The following is a 26,254-nucleotide window of genomic DNA, read 5'->3' as shown; positions in this document are numbered from 1 at the left end:
GGATTCCTCAAAGCGTAAACAACGTATAACGGCATATGATCTTATAAGCCGGACAGACTGACAACCTTTAGTTACTGAAAAAGTGGTGTTGAAGAAAAATAGGAGGGAATTTGCTGCAAAAAAAAGCGGCGGAGGTTTTCCCCCGCCGCTTCATATTGTCGGATGGCGGCTTACGCCTTATCCAACCTACCCTTTAATTTCATACAGTGGCGTTTGACCGGCAACCACATGACCGTCGGCTTTGATCACCAGGCCGCTGAAGTCGTCGATGTTGCTGCACACCACAGGACTGATCATGGAGCGCGCGTTCGCGTTCAGGTAGTCCAGATCCATTTCCAGAATCGGCTGACCTGCCGTCACTTCCGCGCCCTCTTCCACCAGACGCTTGAAGCCCTGGCCGTTCAACGCGACGGTATCGATACCCATGTGGACAACGATTTCCGCGCCTTTTTCGGTTTCCAGGCAGAACGCATGGTTGGTGTTGAAGATTTTCACGATGGTGCCCGCTGCCGGAGAAACCACGGTTTTATCCGTTGGTTTTACCGCAACGCCGTCACCAACCGCTTTGCTGGCGAACGCTTCGTCAGGCACCTGCTCCAGCGCAACCACATCACCGGTCACTGGCGAGACCAGTTCAGCAATGGTCACTGCATTCGGCACCGCCTGCGGTTTTGCCGCCGCCTGGGCAGCAGGCGCTGCAGAAGCTTCAGCCGCCGCAACCGGTCCCGTTGTTTTCATCGCGTTGGCGATTTTCTCAGCCACGAAGCCGACGATAATCTGCACGCTGGTTTTGTTCAGACGAATCACACCAGAGGCACCCAGACGTTTCGCCAGGCTTTCATTCACCAGTGACGAGTCTTTTACGCTCAGACGCAGACGGGTGATGCAGGCATCGATACCGGTGAGGTTGTCAGAACCGCCGATGGCTGCGATGTACTGACGCGCCAGGGCTGAAACGTCTTGTTCTTTATCGCTGCTCACATTCAGGTCCTGACCATCCGCTTCGCTGCCAGCCACAGCCAGTTCGCGACCCGGAGTCATCAGGTTGAATTTGGTGATAACGAAACGGAACACCACGTAATAGATGGCAAAGAACACCAGACCTTGTGGGATCAGCATCCACCACTGGGTTGCCAGTGGGTTACGGGAAGAAAGCACCATATCCACCAGACCCGCACTGAAACCGAAGCCGGCAATCCAATGCATGCTCGCCGCGATAAATACGGAGATACCGGTCAGGACAGCGTGAATCACATACAGAACCGGCGCAACGAACATGAAGGAGAATTCCAGCGGTTCGGTGATACCCGTAAAGAACGCCGCAAACGCACCGGCCATCATGATACCCAGCACTTTCGCCTTGTTCTCAGGACGCGCGCAGTGGTAGATAGCCAGCGCCGCACCCGGCAGACCAAACATCATGATCGGGAAGAAGCCCGCCTGATAACGACCGGTAATCCCCACAACTGCTTTGCCCGATTCGATAGACTGGGCACCGCCGAGGAAGTTAGGAATGTCGTTAATCCCCGCAACGTCAAACCAGAATACGGAGTTCAGCGCGTGGTGCAGACCCACCGGAATCAACAGACGGTTAAAGAAGGCGTAGATACCCGCACCGGTTGATCCCAGCTTCTGAATATGCTCACCGAAGTTCACCAGACCGTCGAAAATCACCGGCCAGATGTACATCATGATGAACGCGACGATGATCATCACGAAAGAGGTGAGGATCGGCACCAGGCGGCGACCGCTGAAGAAGGAGAGCGCTTTCGGCAGTTCGACGCTGCTAAAGCGGTTGTACAGCTCGGCAGAGATAATACCAACGAGGATACCCACGAACTGGTTGCTGATCTTACCGAAAGCGGCAGGAACCTGGTCAGCCGGGATCTTCTGAATCATGGAAACCGCAGCCGGAGAACAGAGTGTGGTCAACACCAGGAAGCCCACAAAACCGGTCAGCGCCGCAGCACCGTCTTTATCTTTGGACATACCGTAAGCCACACCGATAGCAAACAGCACGGACATGTTATCAATAATGGCGGAGCCGGACTTAATGAAGAACGCCGCAAGTGCGTTATCTCCACCCCAACCTACCGGGTCGATCCAGTAGCCGACCCCCATCAATATTGCCGCCGCTGGCAGCGTGGCGACCGGCACCATTAGCGCACGGCCAACCTTTTGCAGATAACCTAGAATACTCACTTTCTTCCCCCTTTGAGACCCCGTTAAGGCTCGCTTTAAGCTGTGTTTTTATTTTGTCACTAACTTATTGAAATTCAGTTGTTGCTTTACTGGCATTGTGAGTGTGTAAAAATTTAATTCGTATCGCAAATTAAAAGCGTGTTTTTTGTGAGTTTAGTCACCAAATATCGTTATTATCACTCCCTTTTACTGGCTATGTGGGAAAACTTATTTTATCATTCAAAAAATCAAGACAGATTGACCCAACCGATGCATGCCAGGTTACGCTTTACTATGCACCGACGCGCAATCCGTCAACGGCTTACATTTACTTTCTGAGGTGAAGAATGAGACTGATTCCCCTGACTTCCGCTGAACAGGTCGGCAAATGGGCTGCACGCCATATCGTTAATCGCATCAATGCGTTCAAACCGACAGCCGATCGTCCGTTTGTGCTGGGTCTGCCGACGGGCGGCACGCCGCTGACTGCGTATAAAGCCTTAGTCGAAATGCACAAAGCGGGCCAGGTTAGCTTCAAACATGTCGTGACGTTCAACATGGACGAATATGTCGGCCTGCCAAAAGAGCATCCGGAAAGCTACCACAGCTTCATGCATCGCAATTTCTTTGATCACGTTGATATTCCAGCAGAAAACATCAACCTGCTCAACGGCAACGCGCCAGATATCGACGCCGAGTGCCGCCAGTATGAAGAAAAAATCCGTTCCTACGGTAAAATCCACCTGTTCATGGGTGGCGTCGGTAATGACGGCCATATCGCGTTTAACGAACCCGCTTCTTCGCTGGCCTCTCGTACCCGTATCAAAACCCTGACGCATGATACCCGTGTGGCAAACTCCCGTTTCTTTGACGGCGATGTGGCTCAAGTACCGAAGTACGCACTGACCGTTGGCGTAGGTACTCTGCTGGATGCCGAAGAAGTGATGATTCTGGTGCTGGGCCATCAGAAAGCGCAGGCGCTGCAGGCTGCGGTTGAAGGTAATGTTAACCACATGTGGACCATCAGCTGTCTGCAACTGCATCCGAAAGCGGTTGTGGTGTGTGATGAGCCGTCCACGATGGAACTGAAAGTTAAGACACTGAAATATTTCAACGAGTTAGAAGCAGAGAATATTAAAGGTCTGTAATGTAGTCTCCGCCCTGCCACAGTGTTCAGGGCGGCATTTTTTTGAAATCGGGGGTCGGAATGTATGCTTTAACCCAGGGTCGGATCTTTACCGGCCACGAAATTCTTGATGACCATGCGATTGTTGTCGCCAATGGCCTGATTGACCGCGTTTGCCCTGTGGCAGAACTGCCGCCAGAGATCGAACAACGTTCAGTGAACGGGGCCATTCTTTCCCCCGGCTTTATCGATGTCCAGCTTAACGGCTGCGGCGGCGTGCAGTTTAACGACACCGCAGAAGCTGTCACCGTTGAAACGCTGGAAATCATGCAGAAGGCCAACGAGAAATCGGGCTGTACCAACTATCTGCCTACGCTGATTACCACCAGCGACGATCTCATGAAACAAGGTGTTCGCGTGATGCGTGAATACCTTGCGAAACATCCGAATCAGGCGCTGGGTCTACATCTGGAAGGCCCCTGGCTAAACCTGGTGAAAAAAGGGACGCACAATCCGCGTTTTGTCCGTCAGCCTGACGCTGCGCTGGTCGATTTCCTGTGCGATAATGCCGACGTTATCACCAAAGTGACGCTGGCGCCGGAAATGGTCCCGGCGGAAGTGATCGGTAAGCTGGCGAACGCCGGGATTGTGGTCTCTGCCGGTCACTCGAACGCCACGCTGATAGAAGCGAAGGCCGGATTCCGTGCAGGTATCACCTTTGCCACGCATTTGTTCAACGCCATGCCGTATATCACCGGACGTGAGCCGGGTCTGGCGGGCGCGATCCTGGATGAAGCCGACATTTATTGCGGCGTGATTGCAGATGGTCTGCACGTTGATTATGCCAACATCCGCAACGCCAAACGACTGAAGGGCGACAAACTGTGCCTGGTGACGGATGCGACTGCACCGGCAGGGGCAAATATTGAACAGTTCATTTTTGCTGGTAAAACAATATACTACCGCAATGGACTTTGTGTAGACGAAAACGGGACGCTGAGCGGTTCATCATTAACCATGATTGAAGGCGTGCGTAACCTGGTTGAACATTGCGGCATTGCACTCGACGAAGTGCTGCGCATGGCGACCCTCTACCCTGCGCGCGCCATCGGTGTTGAGAAACACCTCGGCAGTATCGCGGCGGGTAAAGTGGCAAACCTGACCGCTTTCACACACGACTTTAAAATCATCAAGACCATCGTTAATGGTGACGAGGTCGTTACTGAGTAAGAGAAAGTATGACACCAGGCGGACAAGCTCAAATAGGTAATGTTGATCTCGTAAAACAGCTTAACAGCGCGGCCGTTTACCGCCTGATTGACCAGCATGGGCCAATCTCGCGGATCCAGATTGCCGAGCAAAGCCAGCTTGCCCCCGCCAGCGTAACCAAAATTACGCGTCAACTGATTGAACGCGGACTGATCAAAGAAGTCGATCAACAGGCCTCCACCGGGGGCCGCCGCGCCATTTCTATCGTCACCGAAACCCGCAGTTTTCACGCCATTGGCGTGCGTCTTGGCCGCCACGACGCGACCATCACCCTGTTTGACCTGAGCAGCAAAGTGCTGGCGGAAGAACACTATCCGTTGCCCGAACGCACGCAGGAAACGCTGGAACACGCGCTGCTCAATGCCATCACCGCCTTTATCGACAACAACCAGCGCAAGATCCGCGAACTCATCGCCATTTCCGTGATCCTGCCGGGACTTGTCGATCCGGAAAGCGGCAAGATCCACTACATGCCGCATATCCAGGTAGAGAACTGGGGACTGGTTGAAGCACTGGAAAAACGTTTTCTCGTCACCTGTTTTGTCGGCCACGATATCCGCAGCCTGGCGCTGGCGGAGCACTACTTTGGGGCAAGTCAGGACTGCGAGGACTCTATTCTGGTGCGCGTCCACCGCGGGACGGGTGCCGGTATTATCTCTAACGGCCGGATTTTTATTGGTCGTAACGGTAACGTTGGCGAGATTGGCCACATCCAGGTTGAACCGCTGGGCGAACGCTGCCACTGCGGTAACTTTGGCTGTCTGGAAACCATTGCCGCGAACGCGGCAATTGAACACCGCGTCCTCAATCTCCTGAAGCAAGGCTACCAGAGCCGCGTTCCGCTGGAAGACTGCACGATCAAAACCATCTGCAAGGCGGCAAATAAGGGCGACAGCCTGGCCTCAGAGGTCATTGAGCACGTTGGGCGTCATCTGGGTAAAACCATTGCGATCGCCATCAACCTGTTTAATCCGCAAAAAATCGTGATTGCCGGTGAGATAACCGAAGCCGATAAAGTGCTGTTACCCGCCATTGAAAGCTGCATTAATACGCAGGCGCTGAAGGCGTTTCGCACAAATTTGCCGGTGGTGCGTTCCACACTGGATCACCGCTCCGCCATCGGTGCCTTTGCGCTGGTAAAACGCGCCATGCTCAACGGTATTTTGCTCCAGCATTTGCTGGAAAACTGATGCGCTCTTATAGTATCGGATTATTAACATATTTCCTGGGTAGTTCATGACCATCAAGAATGTCATTTGTGATATCGACGGCGTGCTGATGCACGACAACGTCGCCGTACCGGGTGCGGCGGAGTTTTTGACTGGCGTTATGGAGAAAGGCCTGCCGCTGGTGCTGCTGACCAATTACCCGTCGCAGACCGGCCAGGATCTGGCAAACCGTTTCGCAACCGCTGGCGTTAATGTACCGGACAGCGTGTTTTATACCTCGGCCATGGCAACCGCCGATTTCCTGCGTCGTCAGGAAGGGAAAAAGGCGTATGTTGTCGGCGAAGGCGCATTGATCCACGAACTGTATAAAGCCGGTTTCACCATTACGGACGTGAACCCGGACTTCGTCATCGTCGGCGAGACCCGTTCCTACAACTGGGACATGATGCATAAAGCGGCCTTCTTTGTGGCAAACGGCGCGCGCTTTATTGCCACCAACCCGGACACCCATGGCCGCGGTTTTTATCCAGCCTGTGGCGCGCTCTGCGCGGGTATCGAGAAAATCTCCGGTCGTAAACCGTTCTACGTCGGTAAACCGAGTCCGTGGATTATCCGCGCGGCGTTAAACAAAATGCAGGCGCACTCGGAAGAGACGGTGATCGTCGGCGATAACCTGCGCACCGATATTCTTGCCGGCTTCCAGGCGGGGCTCGAAACCATCCTGGTGCTCTCCGGCGTTTCCACGCTGGATGACATCGACAGTATGCCGTTCCGCCCGAGCTGGATTTATCCCTCCGTCGCCGAAATCGACGTTATTTAACCCAGACCACGTCCCAGGACGTGGTTTTTCATTTTCGCCCACCAGAAAAATAATCTCATTCAACGAAATCAGCAAAAAACTGATAATTCATCAATGAATATGCTCAAACCATAATCTTTTTTCACTAATCGGCAATGACCATTGCGTTTTTTCTTTTTCAGACCGCAAACCCCTTGCGCCTCCAGTTCCTTTGCGGCATTTTCTTTAGCAAGCAAACACAAAAAGCATTACGCAACAGGTTAACGGAGAAGGTTATGTGTTCAATTTTCGGCGTATTCGATATTAAGTCAGATGCAGGTGAACTGCGTAAAAAAGCCCTTGAGCTGTCACGCCTGATGCGCCATCGCGGTCCGGACTGGTCCGGCATTTATGCCTGCGATAAGGCCATTCTGGCCCACGAACGTCTGTCAATTGTCGACGTCAACGCTGGCGCTCAACCGCTGTATAACGAAAAGAAAACCCACGTGCTGGCCGTGAACGGTGAAATTTACAACCACCAGGCGCTGCGTGCAGAGTATGGCGATCGCTACGCGTTCCAGACCGGTTCTGACTGCGAAGTGATCCTCGCGCTGTATCAGGAAAAAGGCGTGGAATTTCTCGACGATCTGCAAGGAATGTTTGCCTTCGCGCTGTACGACAGCGAACAGGATGCCTATCTGATTGGCCGCGACCACATCGGTATCATCCCGCTGTATATGGGTTATGACGAGTTCGGCAACCTGTACGTCGCGTCAGAAATGAAAGCCCTGGTGCCGGTGTGCCGCACCATTCAAGAGTTCCCGGCGGGAAGTTACCTCTGGAGCAAAGACGGTGAAATCCGTCAGTATTATCAGCGTGACTGGTTCGATTTTGACGCGGTAAAAGATAACGTTACCGACAAAAACGAACTGCGTCAGGCGCTGGAAGATTCTGTCAAAAGCCATCTGATGTCTGATGTACCTTACGGCGTGTTGCTCTCTGGCGGCCTGGATTCCTCCGTTATCTCGGCGATCACCAAAAAATTCGCCGCCCGTCGTGTGGAAGATGACGAACGTTCTGAAGCCTGGTGGCCTCAACTTCACTCCTTCGCCGTCGGTCTGGAAGGGGCTCCGGATCTGAAAGCCGCGCAGGAAGTGGCTAACCACCTGGGGACCGTACACCATGAAATTCACTTTACGGTACAGGAAGGGCTGGATGCGATCCGCGACGTGATTTATCACATCGAAACCTATGACGTAACCACCATTCGCGCCTCGACGCCGATGTATTTAATGTCGCGTAAGATCAAAGCGATGGGCATCAAAATGGTGCTGTCCGGCGAAGGGTCTGATGAAGTGTTCGGCGGCTACCTCTATTTCCATAAGGCACCAGACGCCAAAGAACTGCACGAAGAAACCGTACGTAAGCTGCAGGCGCTGCATATGTTTGACTGCGCCCGCGCTAACAAGGCCATGTCGGCCTGGGGGGTGGAAGCTCGCGTCCCGTTCCTGGATAAGAAGTTCCTCGACGTGGCGATGCGCATTAACCCGGAAGATAAAATGTGCGGCAACGGCAAGATGGAAAAACATGTCCTCCGTGAATGTTTCGAATCCTATCTGCCGGCAAGCGTTGCATGGCGTCAGAAAGAGCAGTTCTCCGACGGCGTGGGCTACAGCTGGATCGACACCCTGAAAGAGGTGGCCGCTGAGCAAGTTTCCGATCAGCAACTGGAAACCGCCCGCTTCCGCTTCCCGTACAATACGCCGTCTTCAAAAGAAGCGTATCTGTACCGCGAGATCTTCGAAGAGCTGTTCCCGGTACCGAGCGCCGCAGAGTGTGTGCCGGGCGGTCCCTCCGTCGCCTGCTCTTCAGCTAAAGCGATCGAATGGGACGAAGCGTTCAAAACCATGAACGATCCATCGGGTCGCGCAGTGGGTGTTCACCAGTCCGCTTATCAATAAGCAACACTGATGAAAAAGGGCCTTTCGGGGCCCTTTTTTGATCGTGAAAAACAGTTCAGAAAGCGATTAATAACCAATAATTGCCGAATATTGCGTCACGCTGTTCGCAACCTAACCAAACAGTCACATTCCGGCCGTTTTCGATGAAAAAGGGGTTGACGCTTCAAGGCTCAATACGCATAATGCGCCCCGCAACGCCGATAAGGTAACGCGCGAAAAAAGAGGGCTACGTAGCTCAGTTGGTTAGAGCACATCACTCATAATGATGGGGTCACAGGTTCGAATCCCGTCGTAGCCACCATCTTTTTTGCGGGAGTGGCGAAATTGGTAGACGCACCAGATTTAGGTTCTGGCGCCGCAAGGTGTGCGAGTTCAAGTCTCGCCTCCCGCACCATTCCCATAAAAGCGTTGCACGGATGGGGTATCGCCAAGCGGTAAGGCACCGGTTTTTGATACCGGCATTCCCTGGTTCGAATCCAGGTACCCCAGCCATCTTTCTTCGAGTTTGCGGATTGCCGCGACGGTCATTGGGGTATCGCCAAGCGGTAAGGCACCGGTTTTTGATACCGGCATTCCCTGGTTCGAATCCAGGTACCCCAGCCATCGAAGAAATGCAGTATCTGGCTACGTAGCTCAGTTGGTTAGAGCACATCACTCATAATGATGGGGTCACAGGTTCGAATCCCGTCGTAGCCACCATATTCAGAACACGTTAGTTCGTTTTGACGGGTTCAAAAACAATTTGTTGGGGTATCGCCAAGCGGTAAGGCACCGGATTCTGATTCCGGCATTCCGAGGTTCGAATCCTCGTACCCCAGCCAAATTTGCAAGACGTTCACGATGTGAATGCAAGAAGTGCCTGAAATTTTAAATTGGGGTATCGCCAAGCGGTAAGGCACCGGATTCTGATTCCGGCATTCCGAGGTTCGAATCCTCGTACCCCAGCCACATTAGAAAAGCTCGCTTCGGCGGGCTTTTTGCTTTTCTGCGTTTATTGCCTGATGGCGCTACGCTTATCAGGCCTACGATCGTAGGCCTGGATTAAAATTACAACCCTAATGCGTATTTCAGCGCCTGGCGCTTAAGTACCCCGGCGCGTTCTGCCGCCATCAGCCCGAGGTTGCGGATAATCCGCAGCGGCTGCAGGTCATTGCTGAATCCGGCGTAGAACAGATCCATCCCGCTTTGCATGATGAAGTTATCCGCCATGCGTCGGGTCTGATAACGCTTCAGTACCGGCTGGCTCGCCCAGGACTCGCCATAACTGCGGGCATTAATCAATACATCGATCAATACATCCACATCGCGATAGCCCAGATTAACCCCCTGCCCGGCCAGCGGATGGATGGTGTGCGCCGCATCACCAACCAGCGCCAGACCCGGCTGCACATATTGCAGGGCGTGACGACGCGTCAGCGGAAACGCGCCTGCTGCGACGGGCATCACCTGTCCCAGACGTGTCGGGAAGTGCTTTGCGATCTCCGTCTGAAGCTGCGACATATTCAGCCCCTGCAACTGACGGATCCGCGCCGGTGAGTCATACCACACCAGCGACGCCCAGTGGTCGAACAAAGGCAGAAACGCGCGCGGGCCGTCTGGGGTGAACTGCTGCCAGGTACTGTCGCCAGGGTCGTTCTCGCACTGCACGGTAATCAGCATGCAGGATTGCGCATACTGCCAGGCGTGAATGCCGATGCCAGCCATCTGCCGCACCTGCGAATTTGCGCCATCCGCGCCAATCACCAGTTTGGCGGTGACTCGTTCGCCACCCGCCAGTTCCAGCTCATGACGATCGTTATGACGATGCAGCGCAATCAGCGAGGCCGGAACCCGCAGCGTCACTTTAGGGTGTACTTCCAGCGCCTGCCAGAGCGCCTGTTGCAGAACGTTGTTCTCGACCATATACCCAAGCAGTGGCAGCTTCAGTTCGCTGGCATCAAACACCACATGCGCGTTTTCCCACTCCCAGGTTTCCAGCCGCCGATACGGATGACTGCGCATCCCCTGCACAACATCCCAGACGCCAAGCCCTTTCAGTAGAGAAACTGAGGCCGCGCTGATCGCCGAAATACGCACATCCGGCTGGCTGTTTGCGACAAACGGCGCAGGCGCGGCATGTTCGATCACGGTGACCGTAAATCCATGCTGTGCCAGCCCCAGCGCCAGCGCGCCACCGACCATCCCCCCGCCGACAATGGCAATTTCCGTTGGTTGATTTGTCATGGTCAATCATCCTGTTACATGTATTGTGTAAGTTTACAGGATTTTTTACCCCTTGAGGCTGATAACGGTCATACTGGTCACCAGGGCAGCAAAGCATTACACTATGCGCCCTGCAATTCAGCCACTATTTCGCAAGAGCAAGTCGATGACCAAAAAACTCCATATTAAAACCTGGGGCTGTCAGATGAACGAATACGATTCATCGAAGATGGCCGATCTGCTGGATGCCACTCACGGGTATCAACTGACCGACGTGGCGGAAGAAGCGGATGTGCTGCTGCTGAATACCTGCTCAATCCGCGAGAAGGCTCAGGAAAAAGTCTTCCATCAGTTGGGTCGCTGGAAACTCTTAAAAGAGAAAAATCCCGATCTGATTATCGGCGTCGGCGGCTGTGTGGCATCTCAGGAAGGTGACCACATTCGCCAGCGCGCGCACTATGTCGATATCATCTTTGGGCCGCAAACGTTGCACCGCCTGCCAGAAATGATTAACTCCGTTCGCGGCAACCGTAGTCCGGTTGTTGACATCAGCTTCCCGGAGATCGAGAAGTTTGACCGCCTGCCGGAACCGCGCGCGGAAGGTCCGACCGCCTTTGTCTCAATTATGGAAGGCTGCAACAAATATTGTACTTACTGCGTGGTGCCTTACACCCGTGGTGAGGAAGTCAGCCGCCCGTCTGATGACATCCTGTTTGAAATCGCCCAGCTTGCCGCTCAGGGCGTGCGTGAAGTCAATCTGCTCGGCCAGAACGTTAACGCCTGGCGCGGACAAAACTACGACGGCACCACCGGCTCGTTCGCCGACCTGCTGCGTCTGGTTGCCGCCATTGATGGCATTGACCGCATCCGCTTCACCACCAGCCATCCGATCGAATTCACCGACGACATCATCGACGTCTATCGCGATACGCCGGAGCTGGTGAGCTTCCTGCACCTGCCGGTACAGAGCGGTTCGGATCGCGTGCTGAACCTGATGGGACGTACCCACACGGCGCTGGAATATAAAGCCATTATCCGTAAGCTGCGTGCGGCGCGTCCAGACATTCAGATAAGCTCCGACTTCATTGTTGGTTTCCCGGGTGAGACTACCCAGGACTTCGAGCAGACCATGAAGCTGATTGCCGACGTCAATTTCGACATGAGCTACAGCTTTATCTTCTCTGCACGTCCGGGAACGCCAGCCGCCGATATGGTGGATGACGTGCCGGAAGAAGAGAAGAAGCAGCGTCTGTATATTTTGCAGGATCGCATTAACCAGCAGGCGATGGCCTGGAGTCGTCGCATGCTCGGCACCGTTCAGCGTATTCTGGTGGAAGGAACGTCGCGTAAGAGCATCATGGAGCTGTCTGGCCGTACCGAAAATAATCGCGTGGTGAACTTCGAAGGCGCACCGGAGATGATCGGTAAATTTGTCGATGTGGAAATCACCGACGTCTGGACCAACTCACTGCGCGGGAAAGTGGTGCGCACCGAAGACGAAATGGGGCTGCGCATCGCAGAAACCCCGGAATCGGTGATTGCCCGTACCCGTAAAGAAAATGAGATTGGCGTTGGATTCTACCAGCCTTAATTCTGCTCAAAACGTCAAAATTCCCGATGGCGCTGCGCTTATCGGGCCTACTGGAGCACGACGCTTCATAGGCCCGATAAGGCTCTTGTATTTCCTCTCTACGCCCCCATCTTGATACCAGTGCTTGCGCCTTTACCCCGTGGCGTGAATAATTTCCTGACAGGCCGGTGAATGTTCATCTTCCGGCTCCCTATGCATAAGAGGAACAGTTTGAACACAGACACTCGCGAAATTACCCTTGAGCCGGCAGATAACGCCCGTCTGCTGAGCCTTTGCGGCCCGTTTGATGACAACATTAAACAGCTGGAACGCCGTCTCGGCATCGAGATTAACCGCCGTGACAACCATTTTAAACTGACCGGTCGCCCGATTTGCATCACCGCTGCGGCGGATATTTTACGCAGCCTGTACGTCGATACCGCGCCAATGCGCGGCCAGACGCAGGATATCGAACCGGAACAAATCCACCTCGCGATTAAAGAAGCACGCGTGCTTGAGCAAAGCGCCGAGAGCGTCCCCGAGTTCGGCAAAGCGGTCAATATCAAAACCAAGCGTGGCGTGATTAAACCGCGTACGCCTAACCAGGCACAGTACATCGCCAACATTCTCGACCATGACATCACCTTTGGCGTCGGTCCTGCCGGTACGGGGAAAACCTACCTCGCCGTTGCCGCTGCCGTGGATGCGCTGGAGCGTCAGGAGATCCGCCGTATTCTGCTGACCCGTCCGGCGGTCGAAGCGGGTGAAAAGCTGGGTTTCCTGCCGGGCGATCTGAGTCAGAAGGTTGATCCGTACCTGCGCCCACTGTATGACGCGCTGTTTGAAATGCTCGGCTTCGAGAAAGTCGAAAAGCTGATTGAGCGCAACGTGATTGAAGTGGCTCCGCTGGCCTATATGCGCGGCCGTACGCTAAACGATGCCTTTATCATTCTTGATGAGAGCCAGAACACCACCATCGAACAGATGAAGATGTTCCTGACTCGTATCGGCTTTAACTCGAAGGCGGTAATTACCGGCGACGTCACGCAGATTGACCTGCCGCGCAACATTAAATCGGGCCTGCGCCATGCCGTTGAGGTACTGGCGGAAGTCGAAGAAATCAGCTTTAACTTCTTCCACAGTGAAGACGTCGTGCGCCATCCGGTGGTTGCCCGCATCGTTAACGCCTATGAAGCATGGGAAGAAGCCGAACAAAAACGTAAAGCTGAGCTTGCTGCAGAGCGCAAGCGTGAAGCTCAGGAACAGGAACAGAAATGAGTCAGGTGATCCTTGATTTGCAACTGGCATGTGAGAACCACAGCGGTTTGCCAGAAGAGAGCCGGTTTCAGACCTGGCTGAATGCGGTCATTCCGCAATTTCAGGAAGAATCAGAAGTGACGATTCGCCTGGTGGATGAAGCCGAAAGCCACGATCTCAATCTGACCTACCGCGGGAAAGATAAACCGACCAACGTGCTCTCTTTCCCGTTTGAAGCCCCGCCAGGTATTGAACTACCGCTGCTCGGCGATTTGGTCATCTGTCGTCAGGTCGTTGAACAAGAAGCGCAGGAGCAAGGCAAGCCGCTGGATGCCCACTGGGCGCACATGGTCGTCCACGGCAGCCTGCATTTGCTGGGTTACGATCATATCGAAGATGACGAGGCTGAAGAGATGGAAGCCCTCGAGACAGAGATTATGCTTGCTCTGGGCTATGAGGATCCGTACATTGCCGAGAAGGAATAAGCGACCGGGCGAATGCCCGGTGGTTTCCAGTGCTGCCGTGCGCTGAGTTTGCGCGCACTGAGCAAGAGATTAACTAACAAGAGAACCCATACGACGCCATGAGCGACGACAATTCACACAGTAGTGACACGTTAAGCAACAAGAAGGGATTTTTTTCCCTGTTACTGAGCCAACTTTTCCACGGTGAACCGAAAAACCGTGATGAACTGCTGGCGCTGATCCGTGATTCCGGGCAGAACGACCTTATCGATGAAGATACGCGCGACATGCTCGAAGGGGTGATGGACATTGCGGACCAGCGCGTTCGCGACATCATGATTCCCCGCTCCCAGATGATTACCCTGAAACGCAACCAGACGCTGGACGAATGCCTCGATGTCATTATCGAGTCTGCCCACTCGCGTTTTCCGGTGATAAGCGAGGACAAAGATCACATTGAAGGGATTCTGATGGCCAAGGATTTGCTGCCGTTTATGCGCAGCGATGCCGATGCCTTCAGCATGGAGAAAGTGTTACGCCAGGCCGTTGTCGTCCCGGAGAGCAAACGCGTTGACCGTATGCTCAAAGAGTTTCGCTCCCAGCGTTACCATATGGCTATCGTCATCGACGAATTTGGTGGTGTCTCCGGTCTGGTGACCATTGAAGACATCCTGGAGCTTATCGTCGGTGAAATCGAAGATGAGTACGATGAAGAAGATGATATCGACTTCCGCCAACTCAGTCGCCACACCTGGACCATTCGCGCGCTCGCGCCGATCGAAGACTTCAATGAAGCCTTCGGCACCAGCTTTAGTGACGAAGAGGTCGATACCATCGGTGGTCTGGTGATGCAGGCGTTTGGTCACTTGCCCGCACGTGGTGAAACGATTGATATCGATGGTTACCAGTTCAAAGTGGCAATGGCCGACAGCCGTCGTATTATTCAGGTTCACGTCAGAATTCCGGATGACTCCCCCCAGCCAACACTGGACGAATAACACCGAACGGGAAGAAGAACTCAATGGCTTTTGCCTCATTAATTGAACGCCAGCGCATTCGCCTGCTGCTGGCGTTATTATTCGGCGCCTGCGGAACGCTGGCTTTTTCTCCTTATGACATCTGGCCCGCGGCGATTGTGTCGCTGATGGGCTTGCAGGCATTAACCCTGAATCGTCGCCCGCGCCAGTCAGCCGCTATTGGCTACTTCTGGGGACTGGGACTCTTCGGGACGGGAATCAACTGGGTTTACGTCAGTATCGCGCAGTTTGGCGGCATGCCAGGCCCGGTGAACGTTTTCCTTGTCGTGCTGCTCGCGGCGTATCTTTCTCTGTATACCGGACTGTTTGCCGGCGTACTGGCGCATCTGTGGCCGAAAACCAGCTGGCTGCGGGTTGCCATTGCCGCGCCGGTGGTCTGGCAGCTAACCGAATTCCTGCGTGGCTGGGTACTGACCGGATTTCCGTGGCTGCAGTTTGGCTACAGCCAGATCGACGGCCCGCTGAAAGGCCTGGCACCGGTAATGGGTGTCGAAGCCATTAACTTCCTGCTGATGATGGTCAGCGGACTGCTGGTCCTCTCGCTGGTCAGCCGTAACTGGCGTCCGCTGGTGGTCGCCGTTATCCTTTTCGCACTCCCCTTCCCGCTGCGCTATATCCAGTGGTACACGCTGGAGCCGGAAAGAACGACCCGGGTGTCGATGGTTCAGGGTGATATCCCACAGTCGTTGAAGTGGGAAGAAGGTCATTTGCTGAATACGCTTAAGACCTATCTGGATGCGACGCAGCCCGAAATGGGGAAATCGCAGCTGATCATCTGGCCGGAATCCGCTATTCCGGATCTGGAGATCAACCAGCAGCGTTTTCTGGGCATGATGGACGATTTGCTGCGTGCGAAGAACAGCTCGCTGATTACCGGTATTGTCGATGCGCGGCTGAACAAACAGAACCGCTATGACACCTACAACACCATTATCACGCTGGGGAAAGACAATCCTTACCGCTATGACTCAACCAACCGCTACAACAAAAACCATCTGGTACCGTTTGGTGAGTTTGTGCCGCTGGAATCCATTCTGCGCCCGTTAGCGCCGTTCTTTGACCTGCCGATGTCCTCGTTCAGCCGTGGTCCGTATGTTCAACCGCAGCTGCATGCGCATGGTTTAGCGCTGACCGCCGCGATTTGCTACGAGATAATCCTGGGTGAACAGGTGCGCGATAACTTCCGCCCGGATACGGACTATCTGCTGACCATCTCCAACGATGCCTGGTTTGGTAAGTCGATTGGCCCGTGGCAGCACTTCCAGATGGCGCGGATGCGTTCCCTGGAACTGGCGCGACCGCTGCTGCGCAGTACCAATAACGGTATTACGGCGGTGATTGGTCCACAGGGTGAGATTCAGGCGATGATCCCGCAGTTTACCCGTCAGGTATTGACCGCCGATGTGACGCCAACGACAGGCTTAACGCCGTACGCCCGAACCGGCAACTGGCCGCTGTGGTTCATTACCGCGCTGTTCGGTTTTGCCGCCGTGTTAATGAGTTTGCGTCAACGTCGCAGATAACACAGTGCACCATCAAATGTAGGCCGGATAAGGCGGTACGCCGCCATCCGGCGGTTGTGCCACTTCGTGCCTGATGGCGCTACGCTTATCAGGCCTACAAACTACCATTCTCCCTCCCTTCTTCCATTCTGGCACGCTCATTGCTTTGTTAAACAAGGCAAACCTGTTTTTGACGTTCAGCGCAACTTAGTCGCACTAAAGCAGTTCACTGGTAGCACCGAAACGGTGCAATGAGAGATTTTTGCCTCTAAACGGTGCGGCGCACTTCGCAAAAATAAACAATAACGCAGCAAAATCTTTACATTAAGCCAGACTAAATGTTAACAAACAGGTAAAACACTGCACGCTTAAGTTGCAGGTGATAACAACACAGACACTCACAATAAGTATCACTGCGTCGACGGCGCAGACGATAAGGAGTTGGATATGCAATTACGTAAGCTAGCCACAGCAATGCTGGTTATGGGACTGTCAGCCGGTCTGGTACACGCGGAAGACGCAGCGCCAGCCGCAGGCAGCACGCTCGACAAGATCGCCAAAAACGGCGTTATCGTCGTCGGTCACCGTGAATCCTCCGTGCCGTTCTCTTATTACGACAATCAGCAGAAAGTGGTGGGTTATTCTCAGGATTACTCCAACGCCATCGTTGAAGCCGTGAAGAAGAAACTCAACAAGCCCGATCTGCAGGTTAAGCTGATCCCGATTACCTCTCAGAACCGTATTCCGCTGCTGCAAAACGGCACCTTCGACTTTGAGTGCGGTTCCACCACTAACAACCTTGAACGCCAGAAACAGGCCGCCTTCTCTGACACCATCTTTGTCGTCGGCACCCGCCTGCTGGCGAAAAAAGGCGGCGACATTAAAGACTTCGCGGACCTGAAAGGCAAAGCGGTTGTTGTGACCTCAGGAACCACCTCTGAAATTCTGCTGCACAAGCTGAACGACGAACAAAAAATGGACATGCGTATCATCAGCGCTAAAGACCACGGTGACTCTTTCCGTACTCTGGAAAGCGGTCGCGCCGTTGCCTTTATGATGGATGATGCCCTGCTGGCCGGTGAGCGTGCGAAGGCGAAGAAACCAGATAACTGGGAAATCGTCGGCAAACCACAGTCTCAGGAAGCCTACGGCTGCATGCTGCGCAAAGACGATCCTGAATTCAAAAAGCTGATGGATGACACCATCGCCCAGGCGCAGACCTCAGGTGAAGCCGCGAAATGGTTTGATAAGTGGTTCAAAAACCCGATCCCACCAAAAAACCTGAACATGAATTTCGAACTGTCGAACGAAATGCAGGCGCTGTTCAAAGAACCGAATGATAAAGCACTTAACTAATTAAAACTAAATGGGGCGGGGACTCCTTGCCCTCTCGATTGCTATACAGCACGGACAGACTATAGGCCTGATGGTCGTTCCCCATCAGGTCTGAAAACCGAAGTACGCTGGATAACAATCTTCGAGGGTAGCGCTGCTACCCTTATTTTTTCGGAGTAGATGTATGTCAATAGACTGGAACTGGGGTATTTTTTTACAACAAGCCCCATTCGGCAACACCACCTATCTCGGCTGGCTCTGGAGCGGCTTTCAGGTCACCGTCGCCTTATCCATCACCGCCTGGATCATTGCCTTCCTGGTCGGTTCTTTGTTCGGCATTTTACGCACCGTCCCGAATCGCTTCCTTTCCGGGCTCGGCACCCTTTATGTAGAACTGTTCCGCAACGTTCCGCTGATCGTCCAGTTCTTCACCTGGTACCTGGTCGTGCCTGAACTGCTGCCGGAAGATCTCGGCATGTGGTTTAAAGCGGAACTGGATCCCAACATTCAGTTCTTCGTCTCTTCCATGCTCTGTCTGGGGCTTTTCACCGCAGCACGCGTCTGCGAACAGGTTCGCGCCGCCATTCAGTCACTGCCGCGCGGCCAGAAAAACGCGGCACTGGCGATGGGGCTGACCCTGCCGCAGGCATATCGCTACGTGCTGTTGCCTAACGCCTATCGCGTGATCGTCCCGCCGATGACCTCTGAGATGATGAACCTGGTGAAAAACTCCGCCATCGCCTCCACCATCGGTCTGGTCGATATGGCAGCGCAAGCCGGTAAGCTGCTGGATTACTCGGCGCATGCCTGGGAATCGTTTACCGCCATCACCGTGGCGTACGTGTTGATTAATGCCTTCATCATGCTGGTGATGAGTCTGGTGGAACGTAAAATCCGCCTGCCTGGCAATCTGGGAGGCAAATAATGTACGAGTTCGACTGGAGTTCTATTGTCCCTTCCCTGCCGTATCTGCTGGACGGACTGCTCATCACGCTGAAGATTACCCTGACAGCGGTGGTCATCGGTATTGTCTGGGGAACGTTGCTTGCGGTCATGCGCCTTTCCAGCTTCGCGCCTGTCGCCTGGTTTGCTAAAGCGTACGTTAACGTATTCCGCTCCATCCCGCTGGTGATGGTACTGCTGTGGTTCTACCTGATCGTACCGGGATTACTGCAGGACGTTCTGGGGCTGTCACCGAAAACCGATATTCGCCTGATTTCGGCGATGGTCGCCTTTTCGATGTTTGAAGCCGCTTATTACTCCGAGATTATCCGTGCGGGTATCCAGAGCATTTCCCGCGGACAATCAAGCGCGGCGCTGGCGCTGGGCATGACCCACTGGCAGTCAATGAAGCTCATCATTCTGCCGCAGGCGTTTCGCGCGATGGTGCCGTTGCTGCTTACACAGGGCATCGTCTTGTTCCAGGATACCTCCCTGGTGTACGTCTTAAGCCTCGCGGATTTCTTCCGTACCGCTTCTACTATTGGCGAGCGTGATGGTACACAGGTCGAAATGATCCTGTTTGCCGGAGCCGTCTACTTTGTTATCAGCCTGAGCGCGTCGTTGTTGGTCAGCTATTTGAAGAAAAGGACAGTTTAATGATTACCCTGAAAAATGTTTCTAAATGGTATGGTCACTTTCAGGTGCTGACCGACTGCTCCACGGAAGTGAAAAAAGGGGAAGTGGTGGTGGTCTGCGGCCCGTCGGGTTCCGGAAAATCCACGCTGATCAAAACCGTTAACGGTCTGGAGCCGGTACAAAAAGGTGAAATCACCGTAAACGGCATTATGGTCAATGACAAAAAAACCGATCTGGCGAAGTTACGTTCTCGCGTCGGGATGGTGTTCCAGCACTTTGAGCTGTTCCCGCATCTGTCGATTATCGAAAACCTGACTCTGGCGCAGGTGAAAGTGCTGAAGCGTGATAAAGCCCCGGCGCGCGAAAAAGCGCAGAAGTTGTTGGAACGCGTAGGCCTTGCCGCGCATGCCAATAAGTATCCGGCCCAACTTTCCGGCGGCCAGCAGCAGCGTGTGGCGATAGCCCGCGCGCTATGTATGGATCCTATCGCCATGCTGTTCGATGAACCCACCTCTGCGCTCGATCCGGAAATGATCAACGAAGTACTGGACGTTATGGTTGAACTGGCCAATGAAGGGATGACCATGATGGTGGTGACCCATGAAATGGGCTTTGCGCGCAAAGTGGCGAATCGTGTGATCTTTATGGACGAGGGGAAAATCGTTGAGGACTCGCCGAAAGAGGAGTTCTTCGCCAACCCGAAATCCGAACGTGCAAAAGACTTCCTCGCCAAAATCCTGCATTAACTTTTCCGGCGCGCATGTCAGAATGCGCGCCATTTCACGCTTTCTTGTCTCGCTCCTCGAATCATTTTTATCCCGGCGTTACCCTTGCCGCAAAGTAGCATTCATAAGGAGCAACAATGGCACTGCCAATTCTATTAGATTGCGACCCGGGTCATGATGACGCTATCGCAATTGTTCTCGCCCTCGCCTCACCGGAACTTGACGTTAAAGCCATCACCTCATCCGCAGGCAACCAGACACCCGATAAAACGCTGCGTAACGTATTACGGATGCTGACGTTACTGAACCGCACGGACATTCCGGTAGCGGGCGGCGCAGTGAAACCCTTGATGCGCGAGCTAATCATTGCCGATAACGTCCACGGCGAAAGCGGACTGGATGGCCCGGCGCTGCCGGAACCCACCTTTGCGCCTCAGGCCTGTACCGCCGTTGAGCTGATGGCGAAGACGCTGCGCGAGAGCACACAGCCGGTCACCCTCGTCTCTACCGGGCCGCAAACCAACGTTGCGCTGTTGCTGAACAGCCATCCTGAACTGCATGACAAAATCGCTCGCATCGTGATCATGGGCGGTGCAATGGGGCTCGGCAACTGGACGCCTGCCGCCGAATTCAATATCTATGTTGACCCAGAAGCCGCTGAGATCGTCTTCCAGTCAGGCATTCCGGTGGTGATGGCTGGCCTGGACGTCACACATAAAGCGCAAATTCACGTCGAAGATACCGAACGCTTCCGCGCTATTGGCAACCCGGTTTCCACTATCGTTGCGGAGCTACTCGATTTCTTCCTTGAGTATCATAAAGACGAGAAATGGGGATTCACCGGCGCGCCGCTACATGACCCGTGCACCATCGCCTGGCTGCTAAAACCCGAACTGTTTACCACCGTCGAACGCTGGGTTGGCGTGGAAACGCAGGGGAAATATACCCAGGGGATGACCGTGGTGGACTATTACTTCCTGACGGGCAAAGCACCCAACGCCACGGTAATGGTGGATGTGGATCGCCAGGGGTTTGTTGATCTGCTGGCAGAACGGCTAACGTTTTACGCGTGATCAATGCCAGATGGCGCTGACGCTTATCCGGCCTACATAATAGTCACCGTAGGCCGGATAAGATGCGTCAGCATCGCCATCAGGCTATATTACGGTTCAAACGGTCGACGCTGGAACTGGTCGTGTCCGCATTTTGGACACAATGGCAGCACGTCCGGCGTATACACCGCCAAGTGAAAATGGCACTTCTCGCAGACCAGATTGCCCAACCCCACCACTTCGCCGCTGTGATAGACCCCGTGATGACTCAGGTCCTGAAAGACTTCGCGCCATTCAAGCTGCGTTTTGTCCGTGATATCCGCCAGCTCCTGCCACAGGCTCTCTTTGATCACCCGCATAAAGACGCTGTCGGATTCCTCTTCCTGACTCTCCTCATAGCTCACGGCGAACTCTTCCAGGTCACGCCTGACGGCGCGTGTCAGTTCGTCCACTTCGGTTCGCGTTAACTCCCCGGCCTGCAAAACCCGCTGCCGCGCCTGTTCCACCAGCGCATCGATATCGCGCTCGCCATTGCGCAGACGTTCACTTAATGACGCCACCAGTTCACGGTAATATTGAGCAACCTTGTTCATCGTTTCGCCTCCTGGGTCGTTAACTGTCTATAATAATAGACGTTATTTAGGCCGCGCTTTGCAAGACTGCCCACAGAGTGTGTAAATTCGTGCAAGGATTGTCATGGCGTGAATTCGAACCTGAATGCGCGAAAGGCTGTTTTGACGCGGGCGTTTGGGCTATGCTATGCGGATCTGAAACACCACATCGAAAGCTACGTTTGTAGCTGTATTGAAAACAGGACCACTGGCTGCCATGCAAGAGCAATACCGCCCGGAAGAGATAGAATCCAAAGTACAGCTTCACTGGGATGAGAAGCGCACATTTGAAGTTACCGAAGACGAGAGCAAAGAGAAGTATTACTGCCTGTCTATGCTTCCCTATCCTTCTGGTCGACTACACATGGGCCACGTACGTAACTACACCATCGGTGACGTGATCGCTCGTTATCAACGCATGCTGGGCAAAAACGTGCTGCAGCCTATCGGCTGGGACGCCTTCGGCCTGCCTGCAGAAGGCGCGGCGGTGAAAAACAACACCGCGCCGGCACCGTGGACCTACGACAATATCGCCTACATGAAGAACCAGCTCAAAATGCTGGGCTTTGGCTATGACTGGAGCCGTGAACTGGCGACCTGCACCCCGGAATACTATCGCTGGGAGCAGAAATTCTTCACTGAGCTGTACAAAAAAGGTCTGGTCTATAAGAAAACCTCAGCCGTCAACTGGTGCCCGAACGATCAAACCGTACTGGCGAACGAACAGGTTATCGACGGCTGCTGCTGGCGCTGCGACACCAAAGTTGAGCGTAAAGAGATCCCGCAGTGGTTTATTAAAATCACCGCCTATGCCGACGAACTGCTCAATGATTTGGATAAGCTGGACCACTGGCCTGACACCGTGAAAACGATGCAGCGCAACTGGATTGGCCGTTCTGAAGGCGTGGAAATCACCTTTAATGTGAACGGTTATGACAACACGCTGACCGTCTACACGACCCGCCCGGACACCTTTATGGGTGCCACCTATCTGGCGGTTGCCGCCGGTCACCCGCTGGCGCAGAAAGCGGCAGAGAGCAATCCTGAACTGGCGGCCTTTATCGACGAATGCCGTAACACCAAAGTGGCCGAAGCCGACATGGCGACCATGGAGAAAAAAGGCGTCGACACCGGCTTTAAAGCGGTTCACCCCTTAACCGGCGAAGCGATCCCGGTCTGGGCGGCTAACTTTGTGCTGATGGAATACGGCACCGGCGCGGTTATGGCCGTACCGGGTCACGATCAGCGCGACTACGAATTTGCCACCAAATACGGCTTAACCATTAAGCCGGTTATCCTGGCAGCCGACGGCTCTGAGCCGGATCTTTCCGAACAGGCGATGACCGACAAAGGCGTCCTGTTTAACTCCGGCGAGTTTGACGGTCTGGCTTTCGAAGCGGCCTTTAACGCCATTGCCGATAAGCTGGCAGCGAAAGGTGTCGGCGAGCGTAAGATCAACTACCGTCTGCGCGACTGGGGCGTTTCTCGTCAGCGTTACTGGGGCGCACCGATCCCGATGGTCACACTGGAAGACGGCACCGTGCTGCCGACGCCGGAAGATCAACTGCCGGTGATCCTGCCGGAAGATGTTGTGATGGACGGTATTACCAGTCCGATCAAAGCCGATCCTGAGTGGGCAAAAACCACCGTTAACGGCCAGCCTGCGCTGCGTGAAACCGACACCTTCGACACCTTTATGGAGTCCTCCTGGTACTATGCGCGCTACACCTGCCCGCAGTATCAGGAAGGGATGCTGGATTCAAACGCGGCAAACTACTGGCTGCCGGTAGATATTTACATTGGCGGTATCGAACACGCCATCATGCACCTGCTCTACTTCCGCTTCTTCCACAAACTGATGCGCGATGCTGGCATGGTGAACTCTGACGAACCGGCAAAACAGCTGCTGTGTCAGGGAATGGTACTGGCGGATGCGTTCTACTATGTCGGCGAAAGCGGCGAGCGTAACTGGGTTTCCCCGGTGGATGCGATCGTTGAACGCGACGAGAAAGGTCGCATCGTGAAGGCGAAAGACGCGGCGGGCCATGAACTGGTGTATACCGGCATGAGCAAAATGTCCAAGTCGAAAAACAACGGTATCGACCCGCAGGTGATGGTTGAACGTTACGGCGCGGATACCGTGCGTCTGTTTATGATGTTCGCCTCTCCGGCTGATATGACGCTGGAATGGCAGGAGTCCGGCGTGGAAGGCGCTAACCGCTTCCTGAAACGTGTCTGGAAACTGGTGTACGAACACACTTCCCGTGGCGATGTTGCGCCGCTGAACGTTGACGCGCTGACGGAAGATCAGAAAGCGCTGCGTCGCGATGTTCACAAGACTATCGCCAAAGTGACCGATGATATCGGCCGCCGTCAGACCTTCAACACCGCGATTGCCGCCGTGATGGAGCTGATGAACAAGCTGGCGAAAGCCCCGCAGGATGACGAGCAGGATCGCGCGCTGATGCAGGAAGCCCTGCTGGCGGTGGTGCGGATGCTTAACCCGTTCACCCCACACGTTTGCTTTACGCTGTGGCAGGCGCTGAAGGGCGAAAGCGACATCGACAACGCGCCGTGGCCGGTCGCGGACGACGCCGCAATGGTCGAAGACTCCACGCTGGTTGTAGTCCAGGTTAACGGCAAGGTGCGTGGCAAAATCACCGTTCCGGTGAATGCGACAGAAGAACAGGTTCGTGAACGCGCGGGCCAGGAACATCTGGTCGCAAAATATCTTGATGGCGTTACCGTACGTAAAGTGATTTACGTGCCGGGTAAACTCCTCAATCTGGTCGTTGGCTAAGCGCGGGAGGAAGCGTGCGATATCTGGCAACATTGTTGTTATCTCTGGCGGTGTTAACCACCGCCGGGTGTGGCTGGCACCTGCGCAATACCACGCAGGTTCCGGACACAATGAAAACCATGATTCTGGACACGGGGGATCCGAATGGTCCGTTAAGCCGTGCAGTGCGTAATCAACTGCGTCTGAATGATATTGAGCTACTGGATAAGAGTACGCTGCGTAAAGACGTACCGTCTTTACGTCTGGGTCGGGTCAGTATTTCGAAAGATACCGCGTCTGTCTTCCAGAATGGTCAGACTGCGGAATATCAGATGATTATGACGGTCAGTGCGTCGGTGTTGATTCCTGGTCACGATATTTATCCTATCAGCGTCCGGGTATTCCGTTCGTTCTTCGACAACCCGCAGATGGCGCTGGCGAAAGATAACGAGCAGGATATGATCATCAAAGAGATGTACGACAGAGCGGCGGAACAGTTGATTCGTAAACTGCCAAGCGTACATGCTGCCGATCGTCTCTCATCGCAAGAAGAGGTTGCCGTTGACGATAAAGAAGCGGCTCCCGCTTCCTCTTCAACGCGTGTCTCCAGCACGCTGGGTAACTGATGATTCGGTTGTACCCTGAACAACTCCGCGCGCAACTCTCTGAAGGGTTGCGCGCGGCGTATCTGCTACTCGGAAACGATCCTTTGTTGTTGCAGGAAAGCCAGGACGCCATCCGTCAGGTTGCGGCAACTCAGGGGTTCGACGAACACCATACTTTTACTCTCGACAATAATACCGACTGGAACGCGTTGTTCTCGCAATGCCAGGCAATGAGCCTGTTCGCCAGTCGTCAGACGCTGCTGTTGTTACTGCCCGAAAATGGCCCGAATGCCGCCATTAATGAACAACTGGTTACGCTGGTTCAGTTGCTGCATGACGATCTGCTGCTGATCGTGCGCGGAAATAAGCTCAGTAAGGCGCAAGAAAATGCCGGCTGGTTTAGCGCGCTGGCCGAGCGAAGCGTACAGGTCAGTTGCCAGACGCCGGAACAGGCGCAACTTCCCCGTTGGGTAGCGGCGCGCGCAAAGCAAAATAATTTGCAACTGGACGACGCGGCGAATCAACTATTGTGCTATTGCTATGAAGGTAACCTGCTGGCTTTGGCGCAGGCGCTGGAACGTTTATCCTTATTGTGGCCAGACGGTAAGCTCACCCTGCCCCGCGTCGAGCAGGCCGTTAACGACGCCGCCCACTTCACCCCGTTCCATTGGGTGGATGCGCTGGTCATGGGCAAAAGTAAGCGCGCACTGCACATTCTTCAACAGTTACGTCTGGAAGGCAGCGAACCGGTTATTTTGCTGCGCACCCTGCAACGTGAGCTGTTGCTGCTGGTCACGCTAAAACGCCAGTCGGCCCACACCCCGCTGCGCACGCTCTTTGATAAGCACCGCGTCTGGCAAAACCGCCGTGGCATGATTGGCGATGCGCTGAACCGGCTTAGTCCGGCGCAGTTACGTCAGGCGGTGCAATTACTGACACGTACGGAATTAACGCTGAAGCAGGACTATGGCCAGTCGGTCTGGGCAGAGCTTGAAGGGCTCTCACTGCTGATTTGCCACAAAGCGCTGGCTGAAGTTTTTATTGATGGCTGAT

The 26,254-nt window shown here is 54.2% G+C and carries 21 protein-coding genes and 7 tRNA genes; 25 read left to right on the top strand and 3 right to left on the bottom strand.

Annotated elements, in window-relative coordinates:
- Positions 1-186: 186 nt before the first annotated feature.
- Complete coding sequence (gene nagE / locus ACERJC_RS02065) at positions 187-2,202, bottom strand: N-acetylglucosamine-specific PTS transporter subunit IIBC (protein WP_373670906.1); 2,016 nt, start codon at positions 2,200-2,202, stop codon at positions 187-189.
- A 326-nt stretch (positions 2,203-2,528) separates the two neighbouring features.
- Here nagE and nagB point away from each other — a divergent pair, with 326 nt between their 5' ends.
- The 12 genes from nagB to ACERJC_RS02005 all read left to right on the top strand — a co-directional run bounded on the left by nagB (position 2,529) and on the right by ACERJC_RS02005 (position 9,432).
- A complete protein-coding gene (gene nagB / locus ACERJC_RS02060) occupies positions 2,529-3,329 on the top strand; it encodes a glucosamine-6-phosphate deaminase (RefSeq protein ID WP_178827892.1) in 801 nt (266 codons plus the stop codon).
- A 59-nt stretch (positions 3,330-3,388) separates the two neighbouring features.
- On the top strand, positions 3,389-4,537 hold the full coding sequence (gene nagA / locus ACERJC_RS02055; protein WP_178827893.1) for an N-acetylglucosamine-6-phosphate deacetylase: 1,149 nt from the start codon (positions 3,389-3,391) through the stop codon (positions 4,535-4,537).
- 8 nt (positions 4,538-4,545) lie between these two features.
- Complete coding sequence (gene nagC, locus ACERJC_RS02050; protein ID WP_286632684.1) at positions 4,546-5,766, top strand: DNA-binding transcriptional regulator NagC; 1,221 nt, start codon at positions 4,546-4,548, stop codon at positions 5,764-5,766.
- Positions 5,767-5,812: 46 nt separating this feature from the next.
- Positions 5,813-6,565, top strand: a complete 753-nt coding sequence (gene nagD, locus ACERJC_RS02045; protein WP_046477474.1) for a ribonucleotide monophosphatase NagD — start codon at positions 5,813-5,815, stop codon at positions 6,563-6,565.
- A 254-nt stretch (positions 6,566-6,819) separates the two neighbouring features.
- Positions 6,820-8,484 (top strand): asparagine synthase B, encoded by a 1,665-nt coding sequence (asnB, locus tag ACERJC_RS02040; protein WP_152405485.1) that lies wholly within the window; start codon positions 6,820-6,822, stop codon positions 8,482-8,484.
- A gap of 224 nt (positions 8,485-8,708) precedes the next feature.
- Positions 8,709-8,785, top strand: a tRNA-Met gene (locus tag ACERJC_RS02035).
- An 8-nt stretch (positions 8,786-8,793) separates the two neighbouring features.
- Positions 8,794-8,878: transfer RNA gene (locus tag ACERJC_RS02030), tRNA-Leu, on the top strand.
- Between the two features lie 23 nt (positions 8,879-8,901).
- A tRNA-Gln gene (locus ACERJC_RS02025) sits at positions 8,902-8,976 on the top strand.
- Between the two features lie 36 nt (positions 8,977-9,012).
- Positions 9,013-9,087, top strand: a tRNA-Gln gene (locus ACERJC_RS02020).
- Positions 9,088-9,106: 19 nt separating this feature from the next.
- A tRNA-Met gene (locus ACERJC_RS02015) sits at positions 9,107-9,183 on the top strand.
- A gap of 47 nt (positions 9,184-9,230) precedes the next feature.
- Positions 9,231-9,305: transfer RNA gene (locus tag ACERJC_RS02010), tRNA-Gln, on the top strand.
- 52 nt (positions 9,306-9,357) lie between these two features.
- Positions 9,358-9,432: transfer RNA gene (locus ACERJC_RS02005), tRNA-Gln, on the top strand.
- Positions 9,433-9,531: 99 nt separating this feature from the next.
- Here the strand turns inward: ACERJC_RS02005 and ubiF are convergent.
- Entirely contained in the window at positions 9,532-10,707 is a 1,176-nt protein-coding gene (ubiF, locus tag ACERJC_RS02000; RefSeq protein ID WP_373670905.1) for a 3-demethoxyubiquinol 3-hydroxylase, read from the bottom strand.
- Between the two features lie 145 nt (positions 10,708-10,852).
- Here ubiF and miaB point away from each other — a divergent pair, with 145 nt between their 5' ends.
- The 10 genes from miaB to rihA all read left to right on the top strand — a co-directional run bounded on the left by miaB (position 10,853) and on the right by rihA (position 21,227).
- Positions 10,853-12,277, top strand: a complete 1,425-nt coding sequence (miaB, locus tag ACERJC_RS01995; RefSeq protein WP_371895768.1) for a tRNA (N6-isopentenyl adenosine(37)-C2)-methylthiotransferase MiaB — start codon at positions 10,853-10,855, stop codon at positions 12,275-12,277.
- Between the two features lie 210 nt (positions 12,278-12,487).
- Entirely contained in the window at positions 12,488-13,534 is a 1,047-nt protein-coding gene (locus tag ACERJC_RS01990) for a PhoH family protein (protein WP_042320685.1), read from the top strand.
- A complete protein-coding gene (gene ybeY / locus ACERJC_RS01985) occupies positions 13,531-13,998 on the top strand; it encodes an rRNA maturation RNase YbeY (RefSeq protein ID WP_152405488.1) in 468 nt (155 codons plus the stop codon). The genes ACERJC_RS01990 and ybeY overlap by 4 nt, the downstream gene beginning before the upstream one ends.
- Positions 13,999-14,096: 98 nt before the next feature.
- Positions 14,097-14,975, top strand: a complete 879-nt coding sequence (gene corC / locus ACERJC_RS01980) for a CNNM family magnesium/cobalt transport protein CorC (RefSeq protein ID WP_152405489.1) — start codon at positions 14,097-14,099, stop codon at positions 14,973-14,975.
- Between the two features lie 23 nt (positions 14,976-14,998).
- A complete protein-coding gene (gene lnt, locus ACERJC_RS01975) occupies positions 14,999-16,537 on the top strand; it encodes an apolipoprotein N-acyltransferase (RefSeq protein ID WP_373670904.1) in 1,539 nt (512 codons plus the stop codon).
- A 426-nt stretch (positions 16,538-16,963) separates the two neighbouring features.
- Positions 16,964-17,872, top strand: coding sequence for an amino acid ABC transporter substrate-binding protein (locus tag ACERJC_RS01970; protein WP_046477456.1), 909 nt, complete (start codon positions 16,964-16,966; stop codon positions 17,870-17,872).
- A gap of 163 nt (positions 17,873-18,035) precedes the next feature.
- Positions 18,036-18,776, top strand: a complete 741-nt coding sequence (gltJ, locus tag ACERJC_RS01965; RefSeq protein WP_286632679.1) for a glutamate/aspartate ABC transporter permease GltJ — start codon at positions 18,036-18,038, stop codon at positions 18,774-18,776.
- Entirely contained in the window at positions 18,776-19,450 is a 675-nt protein-coding gene (gene gltK, locus ACERJC_RS01960) for a glutamate/aspartate ABC transporter permease GltK (protein WP_152405492.1), read from the top strand. Before gltJ ends, gltK begins: the two co-directional genes overlap by 1 nt.
- Positions 19,450-20,175, top strand: coding sequence for a glutamate/aspartate ABC transporter ATP-binding protein GltL (gltL, locus tag ACERJC_RS01955; RefSeq protein WP_043001415.1), 726 nt, complete (start codon positions 19,450-19,452; stop codon positions 20,173-20,175). Before gltK ends, gltL begins: the two co-directional genes overlap by 1 nt.
- Positions 20,176-20,291: 116 nt before the next feature.
- Positions 20,292-21,227 carry a pyrimidine-specific ribonucleoside hydrolase RihA gene (rihA, locus tag ACERJC_RS01950; RefSeq protein ID WP_373670903.1) on the top strand — a complete coding sequence of 312 codons (936 nt, stop codon included), beginning with the start codon at positions 20,292-20,294 and terminating at the stop codon, positions 21,225-21,227.
- A gap of 89 nt (positions 21,228-21,316) precedes the next feature.
- Here rihA and ACERJC_RS01945 read toward each other — a convergent pair whose 3' ends face one another.
- On the bottom strand, positions 21,317-21,799 hold the full coding sequence (locus ACERJC_RS01945) for a zinc ribbon-containing protein (RefSeq protein ID WP_042320694.1): 483 nt from the start codon (positions 21,797-21,799) through the stop codon (positions 21,317-21,319).
- Between the two features lie 235 nt (positions 21,800-22,034).
- On the opposite strand from ACERJC_RS01945, the gene leuS reads away from it, so the two are divergent.
- From leuS to holA, 3 genes are read left to right on the top strand one after another with little or no spacing between them, the layout of a single operon-like run.
- Positions 22,035-24,617 carry a leucine--tRNA ligase gene (gene leuS, locus ACERJC_RS01940; protein ID WP_373670902.1) on the top strand — a complete coding sequence of 861 codons (2,583 nt, stop codon included), beginning with the start codon at positions 22,035-22,037 and terminating at the stop codon, positions 24,615-24,617.
- Positions 24,618-24,631: 14 nt separating this feature from the next.
- Complete coding sequence (gene lptE, locus ACERJC_RS01935; protein ID WP_152405495.1) at positions 24,632-25,222, top strand: LPS assembly lipoprotein LptE; 591 nt, start codon at positions 24,632-24,634, stop codon at positions 25,220-25,222.
- Positions 25,222-26,253, top strand: a complete 1,032-nt coding sequence (gene holA, locus ACERJC_RS01930) for a DNA polymerase III subunit delta (RefSeq protein ID WP_152405496.1) — start codon at positions 25,222-25,224, stop codon at positions 26,251-26,253. The genes lptE and holA overlap by 1 nt, the downstream gene beginning before the upstream one ends.
- Position 26,254: the final 1 nt, after the last annotated feature.

It is taken from the genome of Citrobacter telavivensis, from assembly GCF_041807075.1.
GTDB lineage: Bacteria > Pseudomonadota > Gammaproteobacteria > Enterobacterales > Enterobacteriaceae > Citrobacter_A > Citrobacter_A telavivensis.
The sequence above is the reverse complement of the archived record's forward strand: the minus strand, read 5'-3'. Positions and strand labels throughout refer to the sequence as shown.

Bases quoted from the DNA above. Each gene is read 5' to 3' on its own strand.
- miaB (WP_371895768.1), top strand. From the start codon at position 10,853: ATGACCAAAAAACTCCATATTAAAACCTGGGGCTGTCAGATGAACGAA.
- nagA (WP_178827893.1), top strand. From the start codon at position 3,389: ATGTATGCTTTAACCCAGGGTCGGATCTTTACCGGCCACGAAATTCTT.
- lnt (WP_373670904.1), top strand. From the start codon at position 14,999: ATGGCTTTTGCCTCATTAATTGAACGCCAGCGCATTCGCCTGCTGCTG.
- leuS (WP_373670902.1), top strand. From the start codon at position 22,035: ATGCAAGAGCAATACCGCCCGGAAGAGATAGAATCCAAAGTACAGCTT.
- holA (WP_152405496.1), top strand. From the start codon at position 25,222: ATGATTCGGTTGTACCCTGAACAACTCCGCGCGCAACTCTCTGAAGGG.
- gltL (WP_043001415.1), top strand. From the start codon at position 19,450: ATGATTACCCTGAAAAATGTTTCTAAATGGTATGGTCACTTTCAGGTG.
- ACERJC_RS01970 (WP_046477456.1), top strand. From the start codon at position 16,964: ATGCAATTACGTAAGCTAGCCACAGCAATGCTGGTTATGGGACTGTCA.
- asnB (WP_152405485.1), top strand. From the start codon at position 6,820: ATGTGTTCAATTTTCGGCGTATTCGATATTAAGTCAGATGCAGGTGAA.
- corC (WP_152405489.1), top strand. From the start codon at position 14,097: ATGAGCGACGACAATTCACACAGTAGTGACACGTTAAGCAACAAGAAG.
- ACERJC_RS01945 (WP_042320694.1), bottom strand. From the start codon at position 21,799: ATGAACAAGGTTGCTCAATATTACCGTGAACTGGTGGCGTCATTAAGT.
- rihA (WP_373670903.1), top strand. From the start codon at position 20,292: ATGGCACTGCCAATTCTATTAGATTGCGACCCGGGTCATGATGACGCT.
- nagB (WP_178827892.1), top strand. From the start codon at position 2,529: ATGAGACTGATTCCCCTGACTTCCGCTGAACAGGTCGGCAAATGGGCT.
- gltJ (WP_286632679.1), top strand. From the start codon at position 18,036: ATGTCAATAGACTGGAACTGGGGTATTTTTTTACAACAAGCCCCATTC.
- gltK (WP_152405492.1), top strand. From the start codon at position 18,776: ATGTACGAGTTCGACTGGAGTTCTATTGTCCCTTCCCTGCCGTATCTG.
- ybeY (WP_152405488.1), top strand. From the start codon at position 13,531: ATGAGTCAGGTGATCCTTGATTTGCAACTGGCATGTGAGAACCACAGC.
- nagC (WP_286632684.1), top strand. From the start codon at position 4,546: ATGACACCAGGCGGACAAGCTCAAATAGGTAATGTTGATCTCGTAAAA.
- ubiF (WP_373670905.1), bottom strand. From the start codon at position 10,707: ATGACAAATCAACCAACGGAAATTGCCATTGTCGGCGGGGGGATGGTC.
- nagD (WP_046477474.1), top strand. From the start codon at position 5,813: ATGACCATCAAGAATGTCATTTGTGATATCGACGGCGTGCTGATGCAC.